This is a genomic window from Palaeococcus pacificus DY20341, assembly GCF_000725425.1.
Lineage (GTDB): Archaea > Methanobacteriota_B > Thermococci > Thermococcales > Thermococcaceae > Palaeococcus > Palaeococcus pacificus.
Genome location: NZ_CP006019.1, coordinates 1,241,456 through 1,261,439, shown reverse-complemented (window position 1 = coordinate 1,261,439; position 19,984 = coordinate 1,241,456). Strand labels below are relative to the sequence as shown.

The 19,984-nt window shown below is 41.2% G+C and carries 22 protein-coding genes and 2 tRNA genes; 12 read left to right on the top strand and 12 right to left on the bottom strand.

Going from position 1 to position 19,984, the window contains the following annotated elements:
• The first annotated feature begins 186 nt into the window (after positions 1-186).
• A complete protein-coding gene (locus PAP_RS06920; RefSeq protein WP_048165316.1) occupies positions 187-1,473 on the top strand; it encodes a UDP-N-acetyl-D-mannosamine dehydrogenase in 1,287 nt (428 codons plus the stop codon).
• Positions 1,470-2,603: a non-hydrolyzing UDP-N-acetylglucosamine 2-epimerase gene (wecB, locus tag PAP_RS06915; protein ID WP_048165315.1), complete on the top strand. Its 1,134-nt coding sequence runs from the start codon at positions 1,470-1,472 to the stop codon at positions 2,601-2,603. The genes PAP_RS06920 and wecB overlap by 4 nt, the downstream gene beginning before the upstream one ends.
• Positions 2,604-2,647: 44 nt before the next feature.
• Here wecB and PAP_RS06910 read toward each other — a convergent pair whose 3' ends face one another.
• Positions 2,648-3,910: a radical SAM protein gene (locus PAP_RS06910; RefSeq protein WP_048165314.1), complete on the bottom strand. Its 1,263-nt coding sequence runs from the start codon at positions 3,908-3,910 to the stop codon at positions 2,648-2,650.
• Positions 3,911-3,976: 66 nt separating this feature from the next.
• On the opposite strand from PAP_RS06910, the gene PAP_RS06905 reads away from it, so the two are divergent.
• Together PAP_RS06905 and PAP_RS06900 are read left to right on the top strand one after the other, a co-directional pair.
• Positions 3,977-4,615 carry a DUF120 domain-containing protein gene (locus tag PAP_RS06905; RefSeq protein ID WP_048165313.1) on the top strand — a complete coding sequence of 213 codons (639 nt, stop codon included), beginning with the start codon at positions 3,977-3,979 and terminating at the stop codon, positions 4,613-4,615.
• A complete protein-coding gene (locus PAP_RS06900; protein ID WP_048165312.1) occupies positions 4,612-5,142 on the top strand; it encodes a hypothetical protein in 531 nt (176 codons plus the stop codon). The genes PAP_RS06905 and PAP_RS06900 overlap by 4 nt, the downstream gene beginning before the upstream one ends.
• Here the strand turns inward: PAP_RS06900 and PAP_RS06895 are convergent.
• The 3 genes from PAP_RS06895 to PAP_RS06885 form a co-directional block, all read right to left on the bottom strand.
• Positions 5,110-5,694, bottom strand: coding sequence for an endonuclease V (locus PAP_RS06895; RefSeq protein ID WP_048165311.1), 585 nt, complete (start codon positions 5,692-5,694; stop codon positions 5,110-5,112). The genes PAP_RS06900 and PAP_RS06895 overlap by 33 nt on opposite strands.
• Positions 5,691-6,308 (bottom strand): translin family protein, encoded by a 618-nt coding sequence (locus PAP_RS06890; RefSeq protein ID WP_048165310.1) that lies wholly within the window; start codon positions 6,306-6,308, stop codon positions 5,691-5,693. Before PAP_RS06890 ends, PAP_RS06895 begins: the two co-directional genes overlap by 4 nt.
• 135 nt (positions 6,309-6,443) lie before the next feature.
• Positions 6,444-7,226 carry an RAD55 family ATPase gene (locus PAP_RS06885; protein ID WP_048165309.1) on the bottom strand — a complete coding sequence of 261 codons (783 nt, stop codon included), beginning with the start codon at positions 7,224-7,226 and terminating at the stop codon, positions 6,444-6,446.
• A 143-nt stretch (positions 7,227-7,369) separates the two neighbouring features.
• On the opposite strand from PAP_RS06885, the gene PAP_RS06880 reads away from it, so the two are divergent.
• From PAP_RS06880 to PAP_RS06870, 3 genes are all read left to right on the top strand, one after another.
• A complete protein-coding gene (locus tag PAP_RS06880; RefSeq protein ID WP_048165308.1) occupies positions 7,370-8,164 on the top strand; it encodes a helix-turn-helix transcriptional regulator in 795 nt (264 codons plus the stop codon).
• Positions 8,165-8,355: 191 nt separating this feature from the next.
• On the top strand, positions 8,356-9,174 hold the full coding sequence (locus PAP_RS06875; protein WP_158442503.1) for a UbiA family prenyltransferase: 819 nt from the start codon (positions 8,356-8,358) through the stop codon (positions 9,172-9,174).
• A gap of 62 nt (positions 9,175-9,236) precedes the next feature.
• On the top strand, positions 9,237-10,103 hold the full coding sequence (locus PAP_RS06870) for a DMT family transporter (RefSeq protein WP_048165307.1): 867 nt from the start codon (positions 9,237-9,239) through the stop codon (positions 10,101-10,103).
• A 316-nt stretch (positions 10,104-10,419) separates the two neighbouring features.
• Here the strand turns inward: PAP_RS06870 and PAP_RS06865 are convergent, their stop codons facing one another.
• The 3 genes from PAP_RS06865 to PAP_RS06855 all read right to left on the bottom strand — a co-directional run bounded on the left by PAP_RS06865 (position 10,420) and on the right by PAP_RS06855 (position 12,515).
• Entirely contained in the window at positions 10,420-11,118 is a 699-nt protein-coding gene (locus PAP_RS06865) for an acetate--CoA ligase family protein (protein ID WP_048165306.1), read from the bottom strand.
• A 145-nt stretch (positions 11,119-11,263) separates the two neighbouring features.
• Positions 11,264-12,154 (bottom strand): type I restriction enzyme HsdR N-terminal domain-containing protein, encoded by an 891-nt coding sequence (locus tag PAP_RS06860; RefSeq protein ID WP_052649108.1) that lies wholly within the window; start codon positions 12,152-12,154, stop codon positions 11,264-11,266.
• 121 nt (positions 12,155-12,275) lie between these two features.
• The gene (locus tag PAP_RS06855) at positions 12,276-12,515 is read right to left on the bottom strand and encodes a hypothetical protein (RefSeq protein ID WP_048165304.1); all 240 of its coding nucleotides are present in this window, start codon (positions 12,513-12,515) and stop codon (positions 12,276-12,278) included.
• 257 nt (positions 12,516-12,772) lie between these two features.
• Here PAP_RS06855 and PAP_RS06850 point away from each other — a divergent pair, with 257 nt between their 5' ends.
• The 4 genes from PAP_RS06850 to PAP_RS06835 all read left to right on the top strand — a co-directional run bounded on the left by PAP_RS06850 (position 12,773) and on the right by PAP_RS06835 (position 15,370).
• Positions 12,773-13,714, top strand: a complete 942-nt coding sequence (locus PAP_RS06850; RefSeq protein ID WP_048165303.1) for a hypothetical protein — start codon at positions 12,773-12,775, stop codon at positions 13,712-13,714.
• Positions 13,715-13,903: 189 nt separating this feature from the next.
• Positions 13,904-13,990: transfer RNA gene (locus PAP_RS06845), tRNA-Ser, on the top strand.
• A gap of 17 nt (positions 13,991-14,007) precedes the next feature.
• Positions 14,008-14,082, top strand: a tRNA-Cys gene (locus PAP_RS06840).
• A 163-nt stretch (positions 14,083-14,245) separates the two neighbouring features.
• Positions 14,246-15,370, top strand: coding sequence for an aromatic amino acid transport family protein (locus PAP_RS06835; RefSeq protein ID WP_236626974.1), 1,125 nt, complete (start codon positions 14,246-14,248; stop codon positions 15,368-15,370).
• A 39-nt stretch (positions 15,371-15,409) separates the two neighbouring features.
• Here PAP_RS06835 and PAP_RS06830 read toward each other — a convergent pair whose 3' ends face one another.
• The 5 genes from PAP_RS06830 to PAP_RS06810 all read right to left on the bottom strand — a co-directional run bounded on the left by PAP_RS06830 (position 15,410) and on the right by PAP_RS06810 (position 19,363).
• The gene (locus PAP_RS06830; RefSeq protein ID WP_048165301.1) at positions 15,410-16,231 is read right to left on the bottom strand and encodes a PhzF family phenazine biosynthesis protein; all 822 of its coding nucleotides are present in this window, start codon (positions 16,229-16,231) and stop codon (positions 15,410-15,412) included.
• A 96-nt stretch (positions 16,232-16,327) separates the two neighbouring features.
• Positions 16,328-16,969, bottom strand: a complete 642-nt coding sequence (locus tag PAP_RS06825) for an alanyl-tRNA editing protein (protein WP_048165300.1) — start codon at positions 16,967-16,969, stop codon at positions 16,328-16,330.
• Positions 16,970-17,047: 78 nt separating this feature from the next.
• Positions 17,048-18,442: a CGP-CTERM sorting domain-containing protein gene (locus PAP_RS06820; RefSeq protein WP_048165299.1), complete on the bottom strand. Its 1,395-nt coding sequence runs from the start codon at positions 18,440-18,442 to the stop codon at positions 17,048-17,050.
• Between the two features lie 55 nt (positions 18,443-18,497).
• On the bottom strand, positions 18,498-19,046 hold the full coding sequence (locus tag PAP_RS06815) for an HD domain-containing protein (protein WP_048165298.1): 549 nt from the start codon (positions 19,044-19,046) through the stop codon (positions 18,498-18,500).
• A gap of 2 nt (positions 19,047-19,048) precedes the next feature.
• A complete protein-coding gene (locus PAP_RS06810) occupies positions 19,049-19,363 on the bottom strand; it encodes a hypothetical protein (RefSeq protein WP_048165297.1) in 315 nt (104 codons plus the stop codon).
• 57 nt (positions 19,364-19,420) lie between these two features.
• Between PAP_RS06810 and PAP_RS06805 the strand changes: the two genes are divergently transcribed.
• A complete protein-coding gene (locus tag PAP_RS06805) occupies positions 19,421-19,984 on the top strand; it encodes an Era-like GTP-binding protein (protein WP_048165296.1) in 564 nt (187 codons plus the stop codon).

Below are 19,984 nucleotides of genomic sequence, written 5' to 3'. Positions count from 1 at the left end.
TTTATAACGATTTCTATTGCATCACTAACTCCTAACATTGTGCTGTCTTTTTTAAAAACCTCCCAAAGTGCTCAGATTAGGTCTTTAATCGTTCATCCGATTGCATTCATGCACAAGTTCAGCATGAAATCGTTACCTAAAAAAACTTTAAATTGAAGATTTCTGTTCTAAGAATTAGGTGGTAGCATGAGAAAGAAGATAGAGAGCAAAAGAGCTGAAATTGCAGTAATAGGGTTGGGCTACATAGGCCTGCCCACGGCAATAATGTTCGCAAATGCTGGCTTCAATGTTGTGGGGTATGAGATAAGAGAAGATGTCGTGAAAAAGATAAAAAATGGTAATTCTCACATAATCGAGCCAGATATTGATGATCTTTTGAGAAAAGCTGTTGAAAGCGGCAAGCTTAGGGCCACTTCAAACCCCGAGGAGATTAAAGAAAAGGACGTTTACATAATCTGCGTTCAAACACCACTAAGAGAAGATAAGACCCCCAACTTGGAGTATTTAGAAAGCGCTGTAAAAACCGTAGCTAAAGCCATGAAAAAAGGCTCACTCGTAATAATTGAGAGCACTATTCCACCGCTTACCACTTTAAGAATGGCTGAAATCATCGAAAAGGAGAGAAGATTTAAAGCGGGAGAAGACTTCTACATGGTTCACGCTCCCGAGAGAGTAATGCCCGGGAGGATTTTTAAAGAGCTCGTTTACAACTCAAGGATTTTTGGTGGAATTACAAAAGAGAGCGCCGAGCTGGCCGAGGTCTTGTACCGCTCCTTTGTTAAAGGTCAAACGTTCATAACAAACTCCACAACAAGCGAAATGGTAAAGCTAATGGAGAACACGTTTAGGGACGTTAATATTGCTTTAGCCAACGAATTTGCATTTTTAGCCCACCAGTACAACGTCGATATTTTCAAAGCTATTGAGCTTGCAAACACTCATCCAAGGGTTAAAATTCACGTGCCGGGAATAGGTGTAGGCGGACACTGCTTGCCTAAAGATCCCTACTTACTCCTAAGCCCCGCTAAGGAAGATTTCGGCCTTATAAAGAGGGCAAGAGAGATAAACGAAGACATGCCGTTAATGGCCAAAGATTTGCTCTTTGAGGCATTAAAAACTATAAACCTTCCTCCCGAAGATGCTATTGTCACAGTTTTAGGGCTAGCCTACAAAGGAAACTCTGACGATACAAGGAATTCTCCTGCTCATGCTTTTATAGAGCATATTAAAGATGATGTTAAGGAAGTGCGCTCATACGACCCATACGTTAAAGGCACTCATGAAAGCATAATGGAAGCTCTCAAAGGAGCAGACGCCCTTGTAATTGCTACAGACCACAGCGAGTTCAAAGAATTGGATTGGAAAACGATCGGGGAGCTAATGAGGAACAAAGTCTTAATTGATGGGAGGCACATCATAGAGGAACCTCCAAAGGGCTTTGTCTTCAAAGGGATAGGGAGGGGCGAGTATTGAAGCCTGCTTTCGTCTTTGGAACGAGGCCCGAGATAATAAAGCTCGCCCCAGTTATTAGAGCATTCGAAAAGAGGGGAATCGAGCCTTTAATAATCCACACAGGCCAGCACTATGACTATGAGATGAGTCAAGTTTTCCTGGAGGAACTTGAGCTCCATAAGATTGACTATCACCTTGAGGTTGGAAGCGGAACCCAAGCAAATCAAACTGGTCTGGCCATGATAAAGATAGAGAAAGTCTTAATGGACGAAAAGCCTGATGTCACGCTCGTTCAAGGTGATACAAACACAGTTTTAGCGGGCGCCCTTGCAAGCGTTAAACTGAAAATACCAGTTGCCCATGTTGAAGCCGGGCTTAGGAGCTTCGATAGAACAATGCCAGAGGAAATAAACCGCATTTTGGCCGACCATGCGAGTGAGGTTCTCTTTGCTCCTACAGAAGAAGCAAGAAAAAACCTCGAGCGTGAGGGTATTGTGGAAGGAGTTTACGTCGTTGGAAACACCATAGTTGATGCCGTTTTGCAGAACGCAGAAGTAGCGGAGCGCAAGAGCAATATACTAGAAAAGCTCGGCCTAAAGCCTAAAGGATACGCTCTTTTAACAGCTCACCGTGCGGAAAACACCGATAGTGAGGAAAACCTTAGAAAGCTCGTTGATATAATCAAAAGCCTGCCAATTAAAGTTATCTATCCTGTTCACCCGAGGACGGAGAAGCGCTTGAAATCGTTAGGGCTGTGGGAAGAGCTCGAGAGAGAGGAGCACGTAACATTAACCAAGCCCCTCGGTTATTTGGACTTCCTAAAGCTCCAAAAGAATGCTAAGCTCGTTCTTACTGATTCAGGGGGTGTCCAAGAGGAAAGTATAATCCTAGACGTGCCATGTTTGACTTTGCGCTACAATACTGAGAGGCCTGAAACCGTTAAAGCTGGGGGAAACGTTTTAGTTGGGCTTGAAAAAGATAGGGTGATGCACTACGTCGAGAGGCTCTTAAACGATGAGGAATTCTACAAGAAGATGGCAAATGCAGAGAATCCATTTGGAGACGGAAAGAGTGGCGAAAGAATGGTTGATATACTCTTGGAGCTTTATGAAAAAGGGGAGCTCAAAGTTAAGAGCTCAAGGTTTATTTGATTTGCTGATTTTACGCTTCTTTTTTAACCTTCTCATTAATGCGTTCACTTCACAGGCGTCCCGATGTATATGCCGTGCTTTGTCCTCACTATTTTGACCTTTATCGTGTCGCCAACTTTTGCATTCGTGTTTATAATTTCAATTAGCCTGTCCCTTGCAACTCCGAGCATCTCTCCCTCAATCCTACCCGGGAGTACGATTTTTACCTTAACAACTTCCCCAATCCTGAATGAGAGGGGTATGAACTTCCGTTTATGCATTCCAAAGTGCTTGGGCTTCAAAACTAAAGGCTTCATTCCCGTTTTTTCTTCCAGACCTCTGAGCCAAGCATAAAAGTCCCTGAAAGACACAAGCTTCGCTATAGTGGGTTTTCTTCCAAACTTGTATGGGATGTAGTTTTGGAATCCCAGAGCAGGCCATCTCTTTCCGGCACCAACTTTTCGGGCAAACTCTATCATATCTTCAGCTTCATCGTCGTTTAAACCAAAAATTATGACTGGTGCTATTAAAACATCTATTCCAGCGTTTATCATTGCCTCAATCATGTCCAAAACGTGCTCTAGGTCGTAATCCTTTTTACCCATGATCATCTTTGCTTTTTCGGGGTCAAGGGAATGAATGGAAACATTTGCCCTATCCAAACCCGCCTCCGCAAGCTCTTCCACAAGTTTATCATCCAAAAGCGTTGCGTTAGTTTGGATTGATACCACATCGACTTCTCTCATATCCTTTAAGCCTTGAACGAGCTCGACAATGAAGGGATAAATGAGAGGCTCACCCTGGCCGTCTATATGTGCCTCAAGACCTTTTCCTTTAATTTTTGCAACATCCTTAAACCACTTTAGTAAATAGTCAACATCAACAACATAATCGAAGCGCCTCGTCCTAGAGTAGGGCCCTTCATCAACGGAGCAGAATATGCATGAGAGATTACAGCCACTTACACCCCTCACTTGGATTAAGTTTGTACCCCTATCGATTAGCCCAAATGCGTTGTAACCCAAAAGAGGAACATCCATTCCCTCGTGGATGTAAATTACTTTTCTCTCAGTGTATCTGCTTTTCAAGAACTCCCCTAGATGGCTTGAGATTAAAAAGTTCAGAAAGTTCTCCACCTCAGGATGCTCAACATCTACCACCAGATACCCATCTTCAACGCTCACATTTGTTTTTGTTTTAAACTTCCTCTTTATGGACTTCTCAATGAGTTTTCTATCAAAATCCGCGTAAAGAGTTCTTCTCCACACTAACCTAATGCTATCACCCAAATCTTCAAAATAGGAGTTTGGAAGCTTAACCTTCACCATGTTTGGTGGTGTAGGTGAAGGGTTTATAAGTTTAATTCCATAATATTGGTGAAGCGGGTGAACAAAATGGAGAAATTTGAACTCCTCTTGTTGTTAGCAAAAAAAGGAGCAATCGGAGAGAAAGTTAAAATAACACTCAGAGAGTTATCTAAAGAGCTCAATATTTCTCCTCAAACCATCTTAAGGAGATTTGAAGAACTTGAAAAGGAAGGCTACGTGGAAAAAGCTGTCGAAGGGAAGAGAACCTATGTCGAGCTCACTGAAAAGGGCATGAGGTATCTAAGCGATATCCATGACCAGCTCACTGAAGTGCTCTACCTCGGGAAGAAGATTTTAGGAGAGGTAGTTTCGGGGCTTGGCGAAGGGGCTTATTACATCAGGCAGTACACACCCTTAATAGAGGAGTATTTAAACTTCAAACCCTATCCCGGGACTTTAAACATCAAGGTCATCTTCCCGAAGACCGTTTTCGATGTATTCCACGATGTTGAACCCATCATTATCCCAGGTTTTTCAAAAGAGGGCAGAACCTTTGGAGATGTGAGGGCATATAAAGTCAGAATAAATGGCATTGAAGGAGCAATAGTAATTCCGTTTAGGACAATCCATCCACCAGAGATTGCTGAAATAATCTCACCCATAAACCTTAGAAAGGCGTTAAATTTGAAAGATGGAGATAGACTGGTAGTTGAGGTGGTAAAATGAATCAAAAACTGCTAAATGTTCTCTCTTTTGGAGGTACTGGAATTACGTTAGCATTTTTCCTACTCTTGGCTTTTTTCCCACTCTCGACAGGAATTGAAACCTTTTCTCTAATGTACGCTACATTTTTCTTTCTCGGAGCATTTGTAGGGCTCAAAAAAGGTGAGGCAAATACAAGCGGCATTGCATTTCTCCTCGGCTTCGCTGCAACAAGTGTGCTCTATGTCGTGTGGTTGACATTTGGCTTTAGATTCGCAATGTCATTAGTATTTGCTGGGGCATCAGCAATTTTCCTCTATACTTTCAATCCTAGCGGCCTGTTAGATGCCATTTTAACACCCTTTGCATACTTTGGAGGATTCATATTTTCAAACTTGCTTTTTGCCAATTCAAGAATCCCCACAATAGAAGGAGCTTTGCTTAGCATCTCTCTGGCAGGCGTCCTAGGAGCTTTCATAGCAATGATGGTAGCATTTCTCAGAATATTTGTAGAGGAGTCAAAGAGATTCTCCCAAAAGAAACCTCTTTAGCGCTCTCTTTGATTCTTTATCCGCCAACCTTAATGGTGCAGGATAGCCATTTTCATTAACCACTCTAACTATTTCCACTGCAGAAGGCAAGTCAATCAAGTGCCCAACACTTACGTATGCTTTTCCAACTTTGGCTAAGCTCTCTTGGGGATACGTCTTTAAAGGCCTTTTTGCAACTCCAACTGTTGGCTTTTGGAGGAGGAGCCCAATATGAGAAGCTAATCCATAGCCGCGGGGATGTGCCCTGCCGTGACCTTCTACAAGCAACACATCAAAGTCCTCTCCCTTAACAGCAACTAGAATCGGCTGAGTTTCCTTCAAAAAGAAGAACGTTGGTATGTAAGGATATGAAACCTCTAAACATATGGCTTTAATTTTTAAAACCTTGCACTCTGGGAAAGAGCATAAAACAAAGGAAGCACTTGCAAGATTTTCCTTATATGCCACATCCACAGCTGCAATTCTCTTTATTGAGTCTAAATCTATTGGTTTTTCAACTATTTTACTGCTCAGCTTTTTCTGAACTTCTGCAAGTTTTTGCAGGTTATTCATCTCTTCAAGACCTCACCTATTTTATCTTCAAGCTTTTTAGTTAGCTTAGCCCTTGTTAGATCTTCCAAAGTACGCTCTACGAGTTTCCTCGCTGAATCTTGCTTTTGACGGACGTTCACCACCCCTTTTGGATAGTCGAGGCGCATTATCTCCTCATATATATGCTCCATTGTTCTGTAGGTTCTCTCGGCTTCATCTAAATTTTCCTCTAAAATAGAGAGAAGGACGTGTCTTCTAAGCTCTCCTATTAGATCCCCAAGCCCTAAAGCATAGTCCCCCTCTGGAACTTCGAGCTCTTTGGGGGAGGGGAATTCTATACCCTTCAAATAGCAATAGAATAGCGTAGCCTCTACAAATTCTTGATGTGCGGTTTGAACATAACCCGTGTAATAAATATCAGGATGTGCTTCCAAAAGTTGTTTTAAACTCCTTACGAGCTCTTCAGCCTTTCTCAACCGTTCTTCTGCCAAGTCAAAGTTTTTTCTATGAAGTGCTTTTATAACATCACCACTTAGCCGAACTATCTCACGTGTTATTCTCAGAGCCTCTTCTCTCATCTCATCTTTTTTGTCTAAAGCTTCTATTATTTCCCCAATGATCTTTGAAATATCCATATTATCACCCCAAAGTCAGCACTCAAGATCGTCATCATTGCAGAGCTCAGGTTTGCCGAGTTCATCATTCTATATAATCCTTCACGTCCTAACTTTTTTATTTTTATGTTAGGATTTTAAAGGCAAGAGAAAAGATTACAAAAGCCAAAAAGATGTTTGGGGCAATACTCCCCTCTGAGTTTCCACGGGTTCGATGATAATGCTGCTACCTCTAAGAAGGCATGTGTAAACTGTAGGTTCAAATTCAAAAGAAGGAGACTTAAGAATATACATCTGCTCTAAGATTCTGTCAGTTTTTTCTTCAAAGAGAAACTCAACGACATGATCTCCAAGTTCAATATTCCATGAGACAAACTCTTTTGAGGCTCTGTCTTTGTTTAAGAGATACATTGAGAACAAGAGTCTTTTCCTTTCCTCCGAACATGCATTTGAAAATACATGTTTTAATATTCTAACACTTCTATCTTCTCCTATTTCAAACGCCATGCCATCTATGGTAAAACTCAACTCTATTATCCTTCTATTCCCAGCTTTTTCCAAGATATCATTATAAATATCCAAAAGTTTTGGAACATACGTCTCGGAATCAAATCTCTCTATTGTATATACATAATCCTCAGAATGCTGATTGCCGTATCTGGAACCAAATATATCAATAATAGCTAAGTTTCCATTTTTGCCCTCTAGATCAATATCAAGGCCTGCTGATTTAGCTCTAAGTGCAAGTTTTGGCAATGGAAGGTTGTAGTTTATTATTATCCCAAAATCACCCTGTGATAAACGATATTGAAGTATTTTGAATGGCATAATCCAACCTAAGGAAAAGGAGTCATAAATGAGGAGTATGTTTGTACCTTCTAATATTCCGCCCCCTAGCGCTTTATCCAACCTCTCAAATCCCGATGATAACAGTCTCATAATACCTCACATCCACATGTGGTCTGTTATACTATATAATATTTTTGTCTTATGAAAGCAAAATTGTTCTCTCAGAACAAAATTTACCCTAAAGAAAAGTTTATTAACAACTTCATGTATAACCAGAAAACGGAGGAGAGGCTATGGATGTTGGAAAAATGCTGAAATTAATCGTATCATCTACTTTGCGCCATAAAATCCTGTTTGCACTATCAAGCGGACCAAAAGCCCTTGGTGAATTACAAAAAATAATTGGTTCTACCAAATCTTCGATATCCCATTCACTCAATGATCTTGAAGAGGAAAATTTGATCACACAGGATCCAGATACCAAGAAGTATATGCTCACTAATACAGGATACCTAACATACTTACAAATGGCTAGATTGGTAGACACGCTCGAGACAGTGAAAAATTTTGAGGAATTCTGGCTAAATCACGATCTAAGCGGAATACCTGTAGAGTTTCTTGAGAGAATTGGCGATTTAAAAGATTCTCAGCTGTATATTACCCCACCCGAACACCTCACGCTCCCTCATGAAGCATATATGAAGCTTGTAAAAACTTCGAAGTGGATCAAAGGAGTTTCTCCCATCCTATTCTCCGATTATCCAAAGGCGTTTATGGAGCTTGCATCGACCAAAAATGTCGATATTGAGATCATAACAACAAGAGCAGTCTATGAAAAATTAATAGAGCTAGCACCTCCAGAGGCTGTTGAGCTAGTTAAAGACCTTCCAAATGTTAAAATTTACATACTAGAAGAAAATCCAAAAGTTGCCTTTACTGTTACTAACAACTTTTTATCCTTTGGCTTGTTCTTTCCAGATGGCAGGTATGACATGATGGCGGATCTAATTAGCAACAGCGAAAAAGCAAGAAAATGGGGAATAGCTTTGTTCCAATACTACAAGGAAAAGGCAAAGAGAGTATTATAAAACTCTTTTTTTATTTCATCCGTTAAGAGTTCTAACTTAATTAACGTATTGCGGTTAAATTCATTTTTTAAAAACATAAACGGAGGAAAAAAATGGTTGATTGGGGGTACTTCAACTCATACAAAGCTCTGGAAGATACTATTAAAAGCTTTAAGAAAACTTATCAAACAGCTCATTCCTTTTTTACACTTTTGACATCAACATCACTCTTCTTAGCAATAAGCGGTGTTTTCAAGCTGTATCTGTCTTTCATATTGTACGAAGCTGAACCTCATTGGAATCTTCTCTTAACCACATTCTTTTTGATATTCAGCGTTTACGGGATAAACAAACTCACAGATTTAAAAGAAGATGAAATAAACAATCCTGAAAGGGTTGGATATATAAAAAAATTCCCAAAGATTTTTAAGTGTTCTATAATTATCTCTTTTGCCTTGGCAATCATTTTGAGTGCTGTAACAGGCATATGGGCAGTTCTTGTGGTTATGTTTCCAGTATGCTCTGGCGTGCTTTATAGTGTTCAGATTTCCCCAAAATATCCTCGACTTAAAGATATAACCGGTGTTAAAAACTTGATAATAGCGATAACATGGGCTAATGGGACCACATTTTTACCTTACTTAACCATAGATCATGTTAATTTCATAAAGGTGTTTTTGATATATTATTTCTTTTTTATGAAGAGCCTTATAAACACCATACTGTTTGACCTAAGAGATATCGACGGGGATAGAACTAATGGGATCAAGACTTTGCCTGTAAAGCTTGGATTTGAGAAGAGTAAAGTTTTACTCTTATTTTTAAATAGCACATTTATCCCCTGGCTTTTAATTGGATACTATTTTAGATATTTCAGCAGAGTCTTCTTGGTCTTAGCGTTTTCAATATTGAATGGATACTGGTATATACTGCGATTTTCAAACAAACGAAGAAAGATAGGAAAGGACATTGACTTAATAGTCGATGGAGAATGGTTGTACACAACACCATTGGCCCTCATGGGTATTTAGACGTATTTTTCGTCTACCATCGAAACGTTAAATTTTTAAATTGAAAAGCACCTTTTAAAATCATGTCCATGATTGAAGGAGTGCTTTTGGCCCTAATGGCAGCGTTTGGGTGGGGGCTATCATCAGTGTTCGTAAAAATGGGGATGAAAAATAAGCAGGCGGTTAGCGTTAACATTGTGAGGCTTTATTTTGTATCCTTCCTATACGCTGCGATATTTCTCCTCACAGGAAGTTTTGAAGAGATACTATCCCTATCCTCTAAGCAGCTTTTAATAGCTTTTATCTCAGGTCAATTTGGATTTGTTGTAGGCGACTACTTCTTCTTCAACGCTTTAAAGATTGCTGGTGTTTCAAGAACAGTTCCCGTTACGTCCTCATATCCCCTTTGGGCGATATTGTGGGCCGTACTTTTTCTAGGACGATCCATCACAGCCCAAATAATTATAGGGGCACTTCTCATATTTGCGGCAATAGTTTTAGTCAGGCAGACTGAAGAAGAGGAACACACAAATCCCAAAGGCCTGATATTTGCTATTTTGGCCCCGATTAGCTGGAGCTTAGCCATAACTACGTTAGATTACCTCTCCTCCCAAATATCTCCTTTGACTTTGGCAGGCCTGAGAATGATGTTTGCTACAGTTGGAATTAGCTTCTTTATCCCCCGCTATAAAGAGGAGTTAAAATCGTTCACTTTAAAGGAGTTTGGAGTGGTGAGTGCTGCTGCTCTATTTGGGCTTCTTATAGGCCAGTATGCATTTGTGCGGGCTGTTGGAACAATTGGTTCACAAATAGCGACGCCAATAACTGCCATCAATCCGATTATATCATCCACTCTCGCAATAGCCTTTTTAAAGGAGCCTCCAAACAGAAAAATCATCCTAAGCCTTATCCTGGCAGTTTTGGGTATAGTGATAATAAGTCTCGCATAAGCGAGCGAAAAGTTTTAAGGCATTACTTATTAACCATTAAATGCCGACAGTGAGGGGACAATCGTCTCCTCAGGGCTCGGTGAACCCGCATCCCTAAGCTTAATCGGGCCTAATGATGGGGTGTGCTCACGCCGAGCCCACAGGGCTTGCTTAGCATCCACCCGCGCGATTAATGAACGCGGGTCTCTGTGGCAAGCCCACATTTAATCCTTCTATCCTTGCAAGCTCTTCTAAAGAACAGCTGATGATAAAAGTCCACTCATTGGTAATAGAAGAGAATTGAAAAGGAAAACAAAGTTAAATTAGCTTTTTAAGTTCATAGGAGCATTCTTGCGTCAACGGCAACAGCTTCGTCTTCATATGCAAAGATTGGGTTTATGTCGAGCTCCTTAACCTCTGGGAGCTCAAGAGCAAGCTCACCGACCTTGGCAATGATATCAGCTAACGCCTCTATGTTGACTGGCTTCTCTCCTCTTGCTCCTGCGAGGATTGGATATGCCTTGATTTCCTTAATCATGTCAAGGGCCTCATCTTTAGTGATTGGGGCAACCCTGAAGCTGACATCCTTGAGAATCTCGACGAATATACCACCGAGACCGAACATTATAGCTGGGCCGAACTGTGGATCCCTAATCATACCAACGATAACTTCTTTTCCAAGTGGGAGCATCTTGTAAACAATGACACCCCAAAGGTCAGCGTCTGGCTTGTAGTTCTTAGCGTTCTCCATAATCTTCTTGAAGGCTTCCCTAGCCTCTTCATCGCTCTTTATGTTGACCTTAACACCACCAGCGTCACTCTTGTGGATGATTTGTGGTGAGACGATCTTCATGACAACTGGATAGCCGATTTCCCTTGCAAACTGAACGGCCTCTTCCTCATTTGTAGCAACCTTAAAGTCTGGAACTGGAACACCATAGAGCTTCAAAATTTCCTTAGCTTCGGGCTCAACGAGTGGTCTTCCCTCAGCCTTAGCCTTTTCGATGATTTGCCTTGCCTTTTCAATCCTTTCCATACGTATCACCTCTCCAATAATTAGGATGCAATTTCAATTATGTTGACAATGTTAAAAGTCTTTCCCTATGGAAAGCGCTGCTCTAAGCCTTCAAAACACATGAAGAGCACTTGCTTTAAAACTTGCATATACCACTTTTGAGTCATTAGCTAAACTCAATTGATATTCTAACATTAAAGTGCCTCTCGATCTCCTTCAAGAGCGTCAGGATTTTTTCCTTTGGTATCTTCTTTGAGTATTTGTAGAGGGTTGAGAGTTCTTTTCTCTCCTCTTCTCTAAGGTCCGCTGCAATCAAAAGATACTCTAAAACTGTTGAAAGAACATCATACCAGCCTTTGATTTGGGATTCCAAGACTTTTCTAGAGCTCTCATAGATATAGACCTTCTTAGGTTCTTCATCTGTCGTATCAATCGAACTTATTGGAACTATCGGAAGGAGTCCTTTTAGCATGCCCTCGCTCCTGAGGTAGCCAATTAACTCGTCCTCGTCGAAGCCTTCCCTTTTCAAAGCTCTAAAGCTCTCTTCAAAATATTGAAGCAGCTTTGCGAGCCTTTCAAGCTCTTTAATGCGAGATTTACTCAAGAGAGAAAGCTTAAGTGCACTTCTCTTTGGAGGCTCCTTCTCAAGATCGACTAAAAAGAGTATCCTGTCCTTAAGGGTTGAACCTTCTTCAAAGGCTTTTATAACTATCCACTGAAGCCCATTTGTGAGAATGCCATAGGTAACACCTCGAGAAAAGCAGTATTTCCCCAGCTGTCTTAGAGGCTTTTCATTTTTGAGTATCTTTACGCTCAAGTTTTTTGCTTCCACAAAAGATATTACTTTTCCGCCAAGGACTAAAGCGTAATCCGCCCTCCCATCTTCCGTCCTTTCCTCGGGCCTCACTTCATTTGGATTCTGCCATTCCCAACCCAATACCTCAAATATCTCGCCAATTAAGTGCTGCTTTACAGCCTCTTCATTTGCATCGTAAAGCTTTCTATGATTTTTGACTTTTTCGAGAATATTGCTTATTACTCTCTCCACGTCCTCCATGCCAACACCTATGAGGTTATTTAGAATTAGTGTTTAAAGAGGTTATCATTAGTTTAGAGATATTGCTAGTGTGAGAAAATCACGAAGAGTTAGAAGCAAAAGAAAAGATTTAAGATTAGCTCTAAGCTTCTGTAAGAACTTTGAAGCTAATCTTTCCATCTTTTATTATCTTTTTTAAGTCAGCAATAAGCTTTTGAGTGTTGTCCACTTCTACTTCCATCCTTATTTCACTAATCCCCATTGTTGTCGGCGGTAGAAAGTGTATATCTTTAATTTTGCCCTTAACCCTATTGCACAACTCATTCAAAACTTTCCCTCTTTTGTTGTAGGGCAATTTTATATCTAATTCAATAATTTTCATAGTTTCCACCACTTTATTTAAAGAAAAAAGCCCTATATAACCTTTTTCATGAGCAAGAATTATTAAGGAATTGAGATAATATTCCTAGAAGTTATTAAGCGGCAAAAACTTTATTTTGCTATTTAAAGGAATTCCTAGTGCCCCGGGCAACCGTGGGGGACTAGCGAGAGGCGAGCGATGAATCCCCTCCGCTCCCCCGGGGCACACTTCCAAAAATCTTATTAAGATGAATTTAAAATATTATTCTTGGTGGTGGTATGAAAAAGCCATCTCTCTTTATAATTGCTCTGCTGATTGGGATGGCTATTGGAGCGGTTATATCACCGCATCTATCTTCAAACAGCTCATCTAAGAGCATAAAAACGTTTTCAGAGGCTTCCTCAGATGAGGAGCATGAGGAAATTAAGTATAACATCTGTCCCTGGGTTTCTCAATTCGAGCTCAACAAATATCTCGGAGAACTCTCCACATACTACAACGCTTCTAAAGTGGCGGAAGTGTTGATAAAGGCATTTAACGATGAATATAACCCAAATTTGCCCCTCGCAATAGCTAAGAATCTAGTTCTCCAGTACAAAGCGGAAGAGCTAAGATATTATTTTTCCTATGTCATTCTGGACGAGAATGGGAGCGGAGTTTACAGCGGGAGAGGCGTTTTTAATAGAGGAAAAAACATGTCCGTAATTATTCCTCCACATTATTCTCTCTTCGAATATCCCGAGAAAGATGCTTTTGATATACTCGTTGGCCATATGGAGCTTGAGTTCGGGAAAAATACAACAACAGAAAAAGCTGAAAAAGTTGTTTTCATTTATTACCTCGTCAATCCGAAAACCATAGAAAAAACAAGTGAGCTCTCCATAATCTACCCTCAGGACTGGGAGCTCAAAGCTATTTATCCCAACGCTACAGTGACATGGACATGTAAAACGGAGAAACGTGAAGAAGGCAATATAACAAGCTGTATGGAGCACAAGAACATAGAAGGTTCCATGCCTCATGCATGGGGCTCAAAGGAAAGTCTTGGATTGAATGCTCAAGGGTTATCAGGATCCTACGCGCTCGTGTTTGAGAGTAACGACGAGAGCAAAAGCGAAAAGCCTCTTGTGTGCATCCAGCTCAGGGCAATGATGATGAGCGGCAATCCTAAAGAAGCGCTTTGGAAAAGCTTTCCCGATTCATGTCCTTTCTATCCCTGAATGTTTTTCCTATTTTCGCAAAGCTTAAATCATGGTGAAGTGTATTTATAAATGCCCGGGGAGTACCTCCGAAGGAGGAGTCAATGAACTTGGGCGGGTTATTACCCCTTTATACTCAATCGCATTTTTAAGTTTGCCTCATGCGAAAAGCTTAAATACCCTCCTCTACCTCATCAATGTTGGACACGTGCCGCGGTAGCCTAGCTTGGTATGGCGCCGGCCTGCTAAGCCGGTGGGCGTGGTCCCTCAGGGGTTCAAATCCCCTCCGCGGCGCCAAAATTCTCTTAAGTTTTGCCGGGATAGCCTAGTGGCGAGGCGGCGGACTGCAGATCCGCTTTACGGGGGTTCAACTCCCCCTCCCGGCTCCACCAAACCCATTTGAAAACCCAATTCTTTAACAACAATCACAAAATCGACCTCCTCTCCAATGATTTAATGTATCCTTGTGTATATTAATGCATTTTGTTGTCTTTTGATGATTTTAACTTTACATATAGCAAGGCTTTTATATCCATGAAGTACTCTTCATGAATGGTGGTTAAAATGAAGAAGCTCACTCTGGCAGAGGCTAGCGCCATACTAATAGGAACTCAAATAGGAGCGGGAGTTTTAGGTTTGCCCTATGCCCTTAAAGAGAGCGGACCTTTGTTGGGAGTTGCGATAGTAGTTATAACCGGATTGCTAACTCTATTAACAGCGTTCTTTGTACTTGAAGTGGCGGCGCAGAGCGAAGGAGAAACTCTCTCAAAGCTCGCTGAGAGGCATCTGGGTAAAGCTGGTGGCATTTTAATGTTTTTGAGCATCTCTGTGCTCGCTTATGGTGCTCTAATAGCTTATATTGCCGGGAGCGGCGATATAATCTCATCCCTATTTGGAGTTAGTCCAAAGGTATCCGCACTGTTGTTCTGGTTTTTGATGAGTGCTGTGGTCTTTATGGGCCTCAAAGCTTCAGGAGAAGCCGAACTCATGTTGAACTTCCTGCTTTTGGGTGCGTTAACGCTTGCAATAGCTCTCGTCCTTCCAAAGGTTGACTCTTCCAACTTGAGCTACGCAAACACTTCAGCAGTAACAAAAGGGATAGGTGTTGCTGTCTTTGCCTATGTGAGCCATATGGTCGTTCCCGAGATGCTTAAGGGATTGAAAGATGTTAAGAAGACAACAAAAGCCGTGATGATAGGCTACATAGTTCCTATGGTGTTCTATGCATTCTTTGTCCTTACATTTGTAGGAGCTTTTGGTTTGGGAACTCCGGAACTTGCAACGAGTGCTCTCGAAAGGTTCTACGGAAGCTTAGGGAAAATACTCGGCTTAATACTTCCATTAGCTGCCATATGCACGAGCTATATTGGAATTGGCCTAGCCCAGATGGACAATATTAAGGAGATGTTTGGAATAAGCAAAAGCAAGGCGTGGCTTTTAACTGTCATACCTCCACTGTTGATCTACTTCGCTGGCTTAAACAGCTTCGTCAATGCCCTCTGGATAGCAGGGACGTTTGGAGGCCTCTTATACGCAGGAATTCTTCCAACGCTGATGTATTTAAAAGCAAAAAAAGTGTATCAAAAGCTCCACTTACCAATACATCATAGCTTTGTCTACATCTCAGGTCTCGTGTTCTTTTTAGTGTTCGTTTATTCAATCGCCTCCATCGTTTGATTTTTGCCTCTTCTTTAAAATTTGTACAAAAAATAAAAGCTAAAGTTTTAAGACGCCCTCAAGTATGCAGACAGCCTCTCCCCCAACCCAAATTTCACCGTTTTTAAGCCTAACATGCACAACGCCCTCTCTATCAAGGGCATGTCCCTGCTCAAATGCATACTCTTCCTTTACAAGCTTGTTCGTGAACTTTAAATATCCCGCAAGGGCAGCATTTGCCGTGCCTGTCACTGGATCCTCCGGGACGCCCACAGCAGGTGCAAAAAACCTCGAAGCAGCATCGTATTTTGAATCGAGAGTATATACATGCACTCCTACAATATTGTTCTCCCTACAGTACTGAGCGAGCTCACTAAAATTGGGCTTTAGGTTCATCAGCCCTTCAAAAGTTGGAACTCCTACAATTCCAACATCTAGTCCGGTTGTGACTGCAAGAGCAGGTCCAATTAGATTGTCAGTGTTAAGTGAAGATTTTAAGCCTTCAATGTCCAGCTCGCCTAGTATTTTTGGGGACAGTTGCTGCATCCATATCTTTTCACTCACTAAGATGTCAAGCTCACCTGCCTTTGTAATCATTTTGTTGTATCCCTCTTCTGCAAGGCCTAAGCTCTTTAACAAGTGAAATGTGGCTATTGTGGCGTGTCCACATAGTGGAACTTCCGCACCGGGGGTAAAAAATCTAACATGAAACTTTCCATCCACCTTCTTCACAAAAGCGGTTTCAGATAAATTAAGCTCCGACGCTATTGCTAGCAGGGTTTTCTCATCAAGCTCATCATAATCCAAAACAACGGCCGCAGGATTTCCTTTTAGAGGAACCCTAGTGAAAGCATCAACTTTGTAAACTCTATATTGACTCATAACTACCACCAATTTGTCCTTTATAGGGGCATCTCTTTTAAAACTTTGTATAAGTCGATGAAAAAGAAGAATGATGAATAAGAAAAGCATTCTCATTTATTCGAGCCAAATCTCAAGCCTTTGCTTCCCTTTTCCAATGCTAGAGCGCTTGAGCTTCTTAATGTGGCCAATTTCTTTGATGTCCTTAACGTGAGTCCCTCCACAGGGCAAAACTTCAAAGTCTCTTATTTGAGTTAATCTCTTCTCCCCTTCCCACCATATCTTAACTTCGCCACCTTCATCAACGTATTTATTGAAAAGCTCAATAATTTGCTCTTTGAACTTATTGATATTCTCTGGGTATTCAACGTCATAGCGGCCTTTTTCAACGTTCATTCCACTTCCAACAATTTTCCAATTCTCTCTGCCTAAAACTTCGCTTAATACGTGGTCTAACAGATGCATGGAGGTATGTATGCGCATGAGTTTGTAGCGGTAGTCCCAGTCTATCCTGAGCTCAACTTCATCCCCGATATCGAATTTGCTCACATCTTCTACAACGTGCCATACATTGCCGTCCTCATCTTTGTAAACGTCTAAAACCTGAACACCACTTATGGTTCCCCTATCGTGCGGTTGTCCCCCACCCGTTGGATAGAAGATAGTTTGGTCTAAGAGCAGAGCGTTTTCTTTAATTTCAACCACTTTCGCTTTAGCTTCCTTTAGATAGGCATCCTCATAGTAGAGCTTCCTTGTCATTGCTCCCACCTTAAAAGAATGCGTTCTTTAGGTATAAAATCTTTATCGAAGTGAGAAAATTAGAATAGAAAAGAAGGCTCAATACCTCCTTCTCAAAATCAGGAGAGGCACTAAAGCTAGGGCCACTATTGCAGCTGGACCGCAGACACCAGTCTTCTCCTCACTGAGCTTGTACTTAACGAACACTTCAGTAGGCACATCTTCGACGAGCTTTGTAATATCCTCTCTCGTAGCACCGTAGCGGATGAATATTGTGTTGTTGAGGATTACTTTATTGCCCTCTTTGTAAACCTTAAGCTCAAGCCTGTTGCCGTTGACCTCTTTGCTTATGTTTTCTGGAAGTTCCACGAACTCTCCTCCGTCAACGAGAGTTATCTCCACAAGTGAGCTCTGAGTTAGTTCGTATGTGAACCTCCTACCGAGGGTTGCGGGGTTTATTCCAAAGTTTGGAGCGTATGGATACTCATAAACGCCATCTACCTGTTTTGTAAAGTTCTGGAGAATCCAGTGAGCACTTATTTCGAGCGGTTCATTTCCTCTAATTCCAGTTATTGTTAGGTTTCCATCTTTGACTGTCACTCCTTGGATTTGGAATTGGTATAAGCTTTGCTGCTTGAGGAGCTCGGTTGCATTTTCTAATCCCATCTGGAGAATCTGCATCTTAGCTTGGATTAAATAAGTTGGAGGACTCATCAAGCGATCAGTGGTGTTCAGCTCAACATAATCTTTGTGGACACCAAGTTTAACTATCCTCTCTCCATTCCACGTTTCGTAGCTCTCCTCCCCTTTAAATCCTTTGTATGTTATAGGCAGGAGAGTGTAGTCTTGTAAAAGGGATGCTAGCTCATCAATCGATGTGTTTGCTTTAATCTTTATGAAAGTGTGAATGTTGACGGTGGTGCCTTCAACAGTGCTTTCAAGTTTAACTTCATTTCCATTTGCCGCCCTCTCAAGTGATTCTGGCACAGTTATATCCTTCGCCCCTTCTGGTAGCTCTATCGTAAAATAGCTATCCAGAGTTAAATCTTCCTGAGGAGCACCATTTTGATAGGCATAGCTTAAATCTAAAAGTCTAAGAACGTCTATATCAAGCTCCCATGTATCATCATAAGAGTAGTACTTTGCAAGCCCAATGAACTTTCCGTGGAGTATTTTTATAAGCGGACCCTCACTGTCATAGTTCTTGAGCTCGAGGGTTCCGTTGATTAGATACATTCCGGCCTGCTCGAGCTTTTTATTTTCCTGGAAGAGCATAGCATTAGTAGCGTTTTCCACGCTCATGTTGAGTATTAGCTCTTTTGTCTTGTTAATGTCTTCTTCAGGAGCAAGCCAAGTGGTTATGAACGTTATATTTGCATCACCATTTTCCATTATTTTATACGTCGCCTCAAACTTCTCTGAATATTCGGCCTTCACGAGGCCCGCCCCAAAGAACAGGGCAAATACTAAGAGACCTGCCAAAACCTTCCTCATTTAATACACCTCCAAATTTGCAACATGGTGAAAGTTGGAAAAGGAGTATTTAACGTTATCCTTTTTTTATCTTTTCAAATTCATCAAAAAAAGGTTTGAAGTATTCGTAAAACTCACTTCTCTTCAAATAGTCCACGACACTCCAAAATTCCTCTAAATTTTTGTAACCCGCTTTTTCATATTCATATGCTTGAAGCACCATCTCTAATTTATCGGCAAACTTAACTAAGCGGCCCTCAAGGCTGCTCTCTTCTTCATATTCTTCAAAAAGCTTGTAGTAGTCAAGCCCCCTCTTTCCGAGCCCAAGGAGAAGTTCCACCATGGCCTTTTTCTCGGCTTTTTTCTTATCCAAATAACGCTGAGCGCTCAGTGGGATATCTGTTATCCTACTCTCCCCCAAATCGTGAAGTATGGCTATTTTCAAAGCCCTTTCAACATCTATTTGGATTCCTTTTTCCCTAAGCTCATCGGCTAAAATAAGTGTTATTAACACTACTCTATAGGAATGATCAGCAACACTCTCGGGGTTGCTAACTCCTCTAAGAAGCCATCCCATCCTCGGAATTTTTTTCAAATCTCCTGCAGCTGAAAATACATCCAGCATCTTCACTCCTCCGTTATAAAGAGAGCATATTCGGTTTCTATTGCCCTCGCCACTATGCTGTGCCCAATGAACCTTCCATAAATTTTTACTTGATCTCCTTTTTTAACGACTGGTGTTCCAGAGAACTCAATCTTTAAGCCCTCAATATGAAATGTAGTCCTGTAACTAGGCAACTCCATAGGCAAAAACTCGATTATGGGCTTATCCTCAATCGTACCTTCAATAACTACTTTCTTTCCTTTCATATGATTCTCCTGAAGCTCTTGGGGAGTTACGATATAGTAATAACCATGGCCAAACTTCACACGTTTAGGCATCATCATCACCTACAAAGTTTTAATGCCAACATCCTATAAATATAAGTGGTGGGAAAAGTGATAAAGGTTGCGATTATAGGTGCAGAAAACGTGGGTAAGAGCACGCTTTTAAACACATTGTTAGGCAAATCACTCTCAGAAACATCACCTATTCCTGGCACGACCAGAGGAGTTATAAAGAGAGCATTTGGAATCGTGAAAATACCCAAGAGCATGAAAAACCCATTTGGCGGAGCAGATGAGATAGTTCTAATTGATACAGCAGGGCTATTTGATCCCAAACTTGAGTTTAGAGGAAAAGTATTAAGTGAAGAGAGGTTTAAGGCAATTTTAAATGAGATATCCTCCGCGGATATAATTATTCACATGATAGATGCTCAGCAGGGTCTCCACAGAGGAATGGAAAAGCTCCACCATTTGCTCAAGTTTAGATACGAAAAGCCGATAATAGTTGTCATTAACAAAATAGACCTCGTTTCCAAGGAGCAGGTAAAAAAAGTTAGAGAGCTTGTGAAAAAGAGACTCGAGCAAGATGCTATACCTCTCTCTTTAGTTACCCTTGAAGGGTTCAACGACTTGCTTAAGGCCCTCACTTATTACGCCCAGTACACTAAAAGGTGA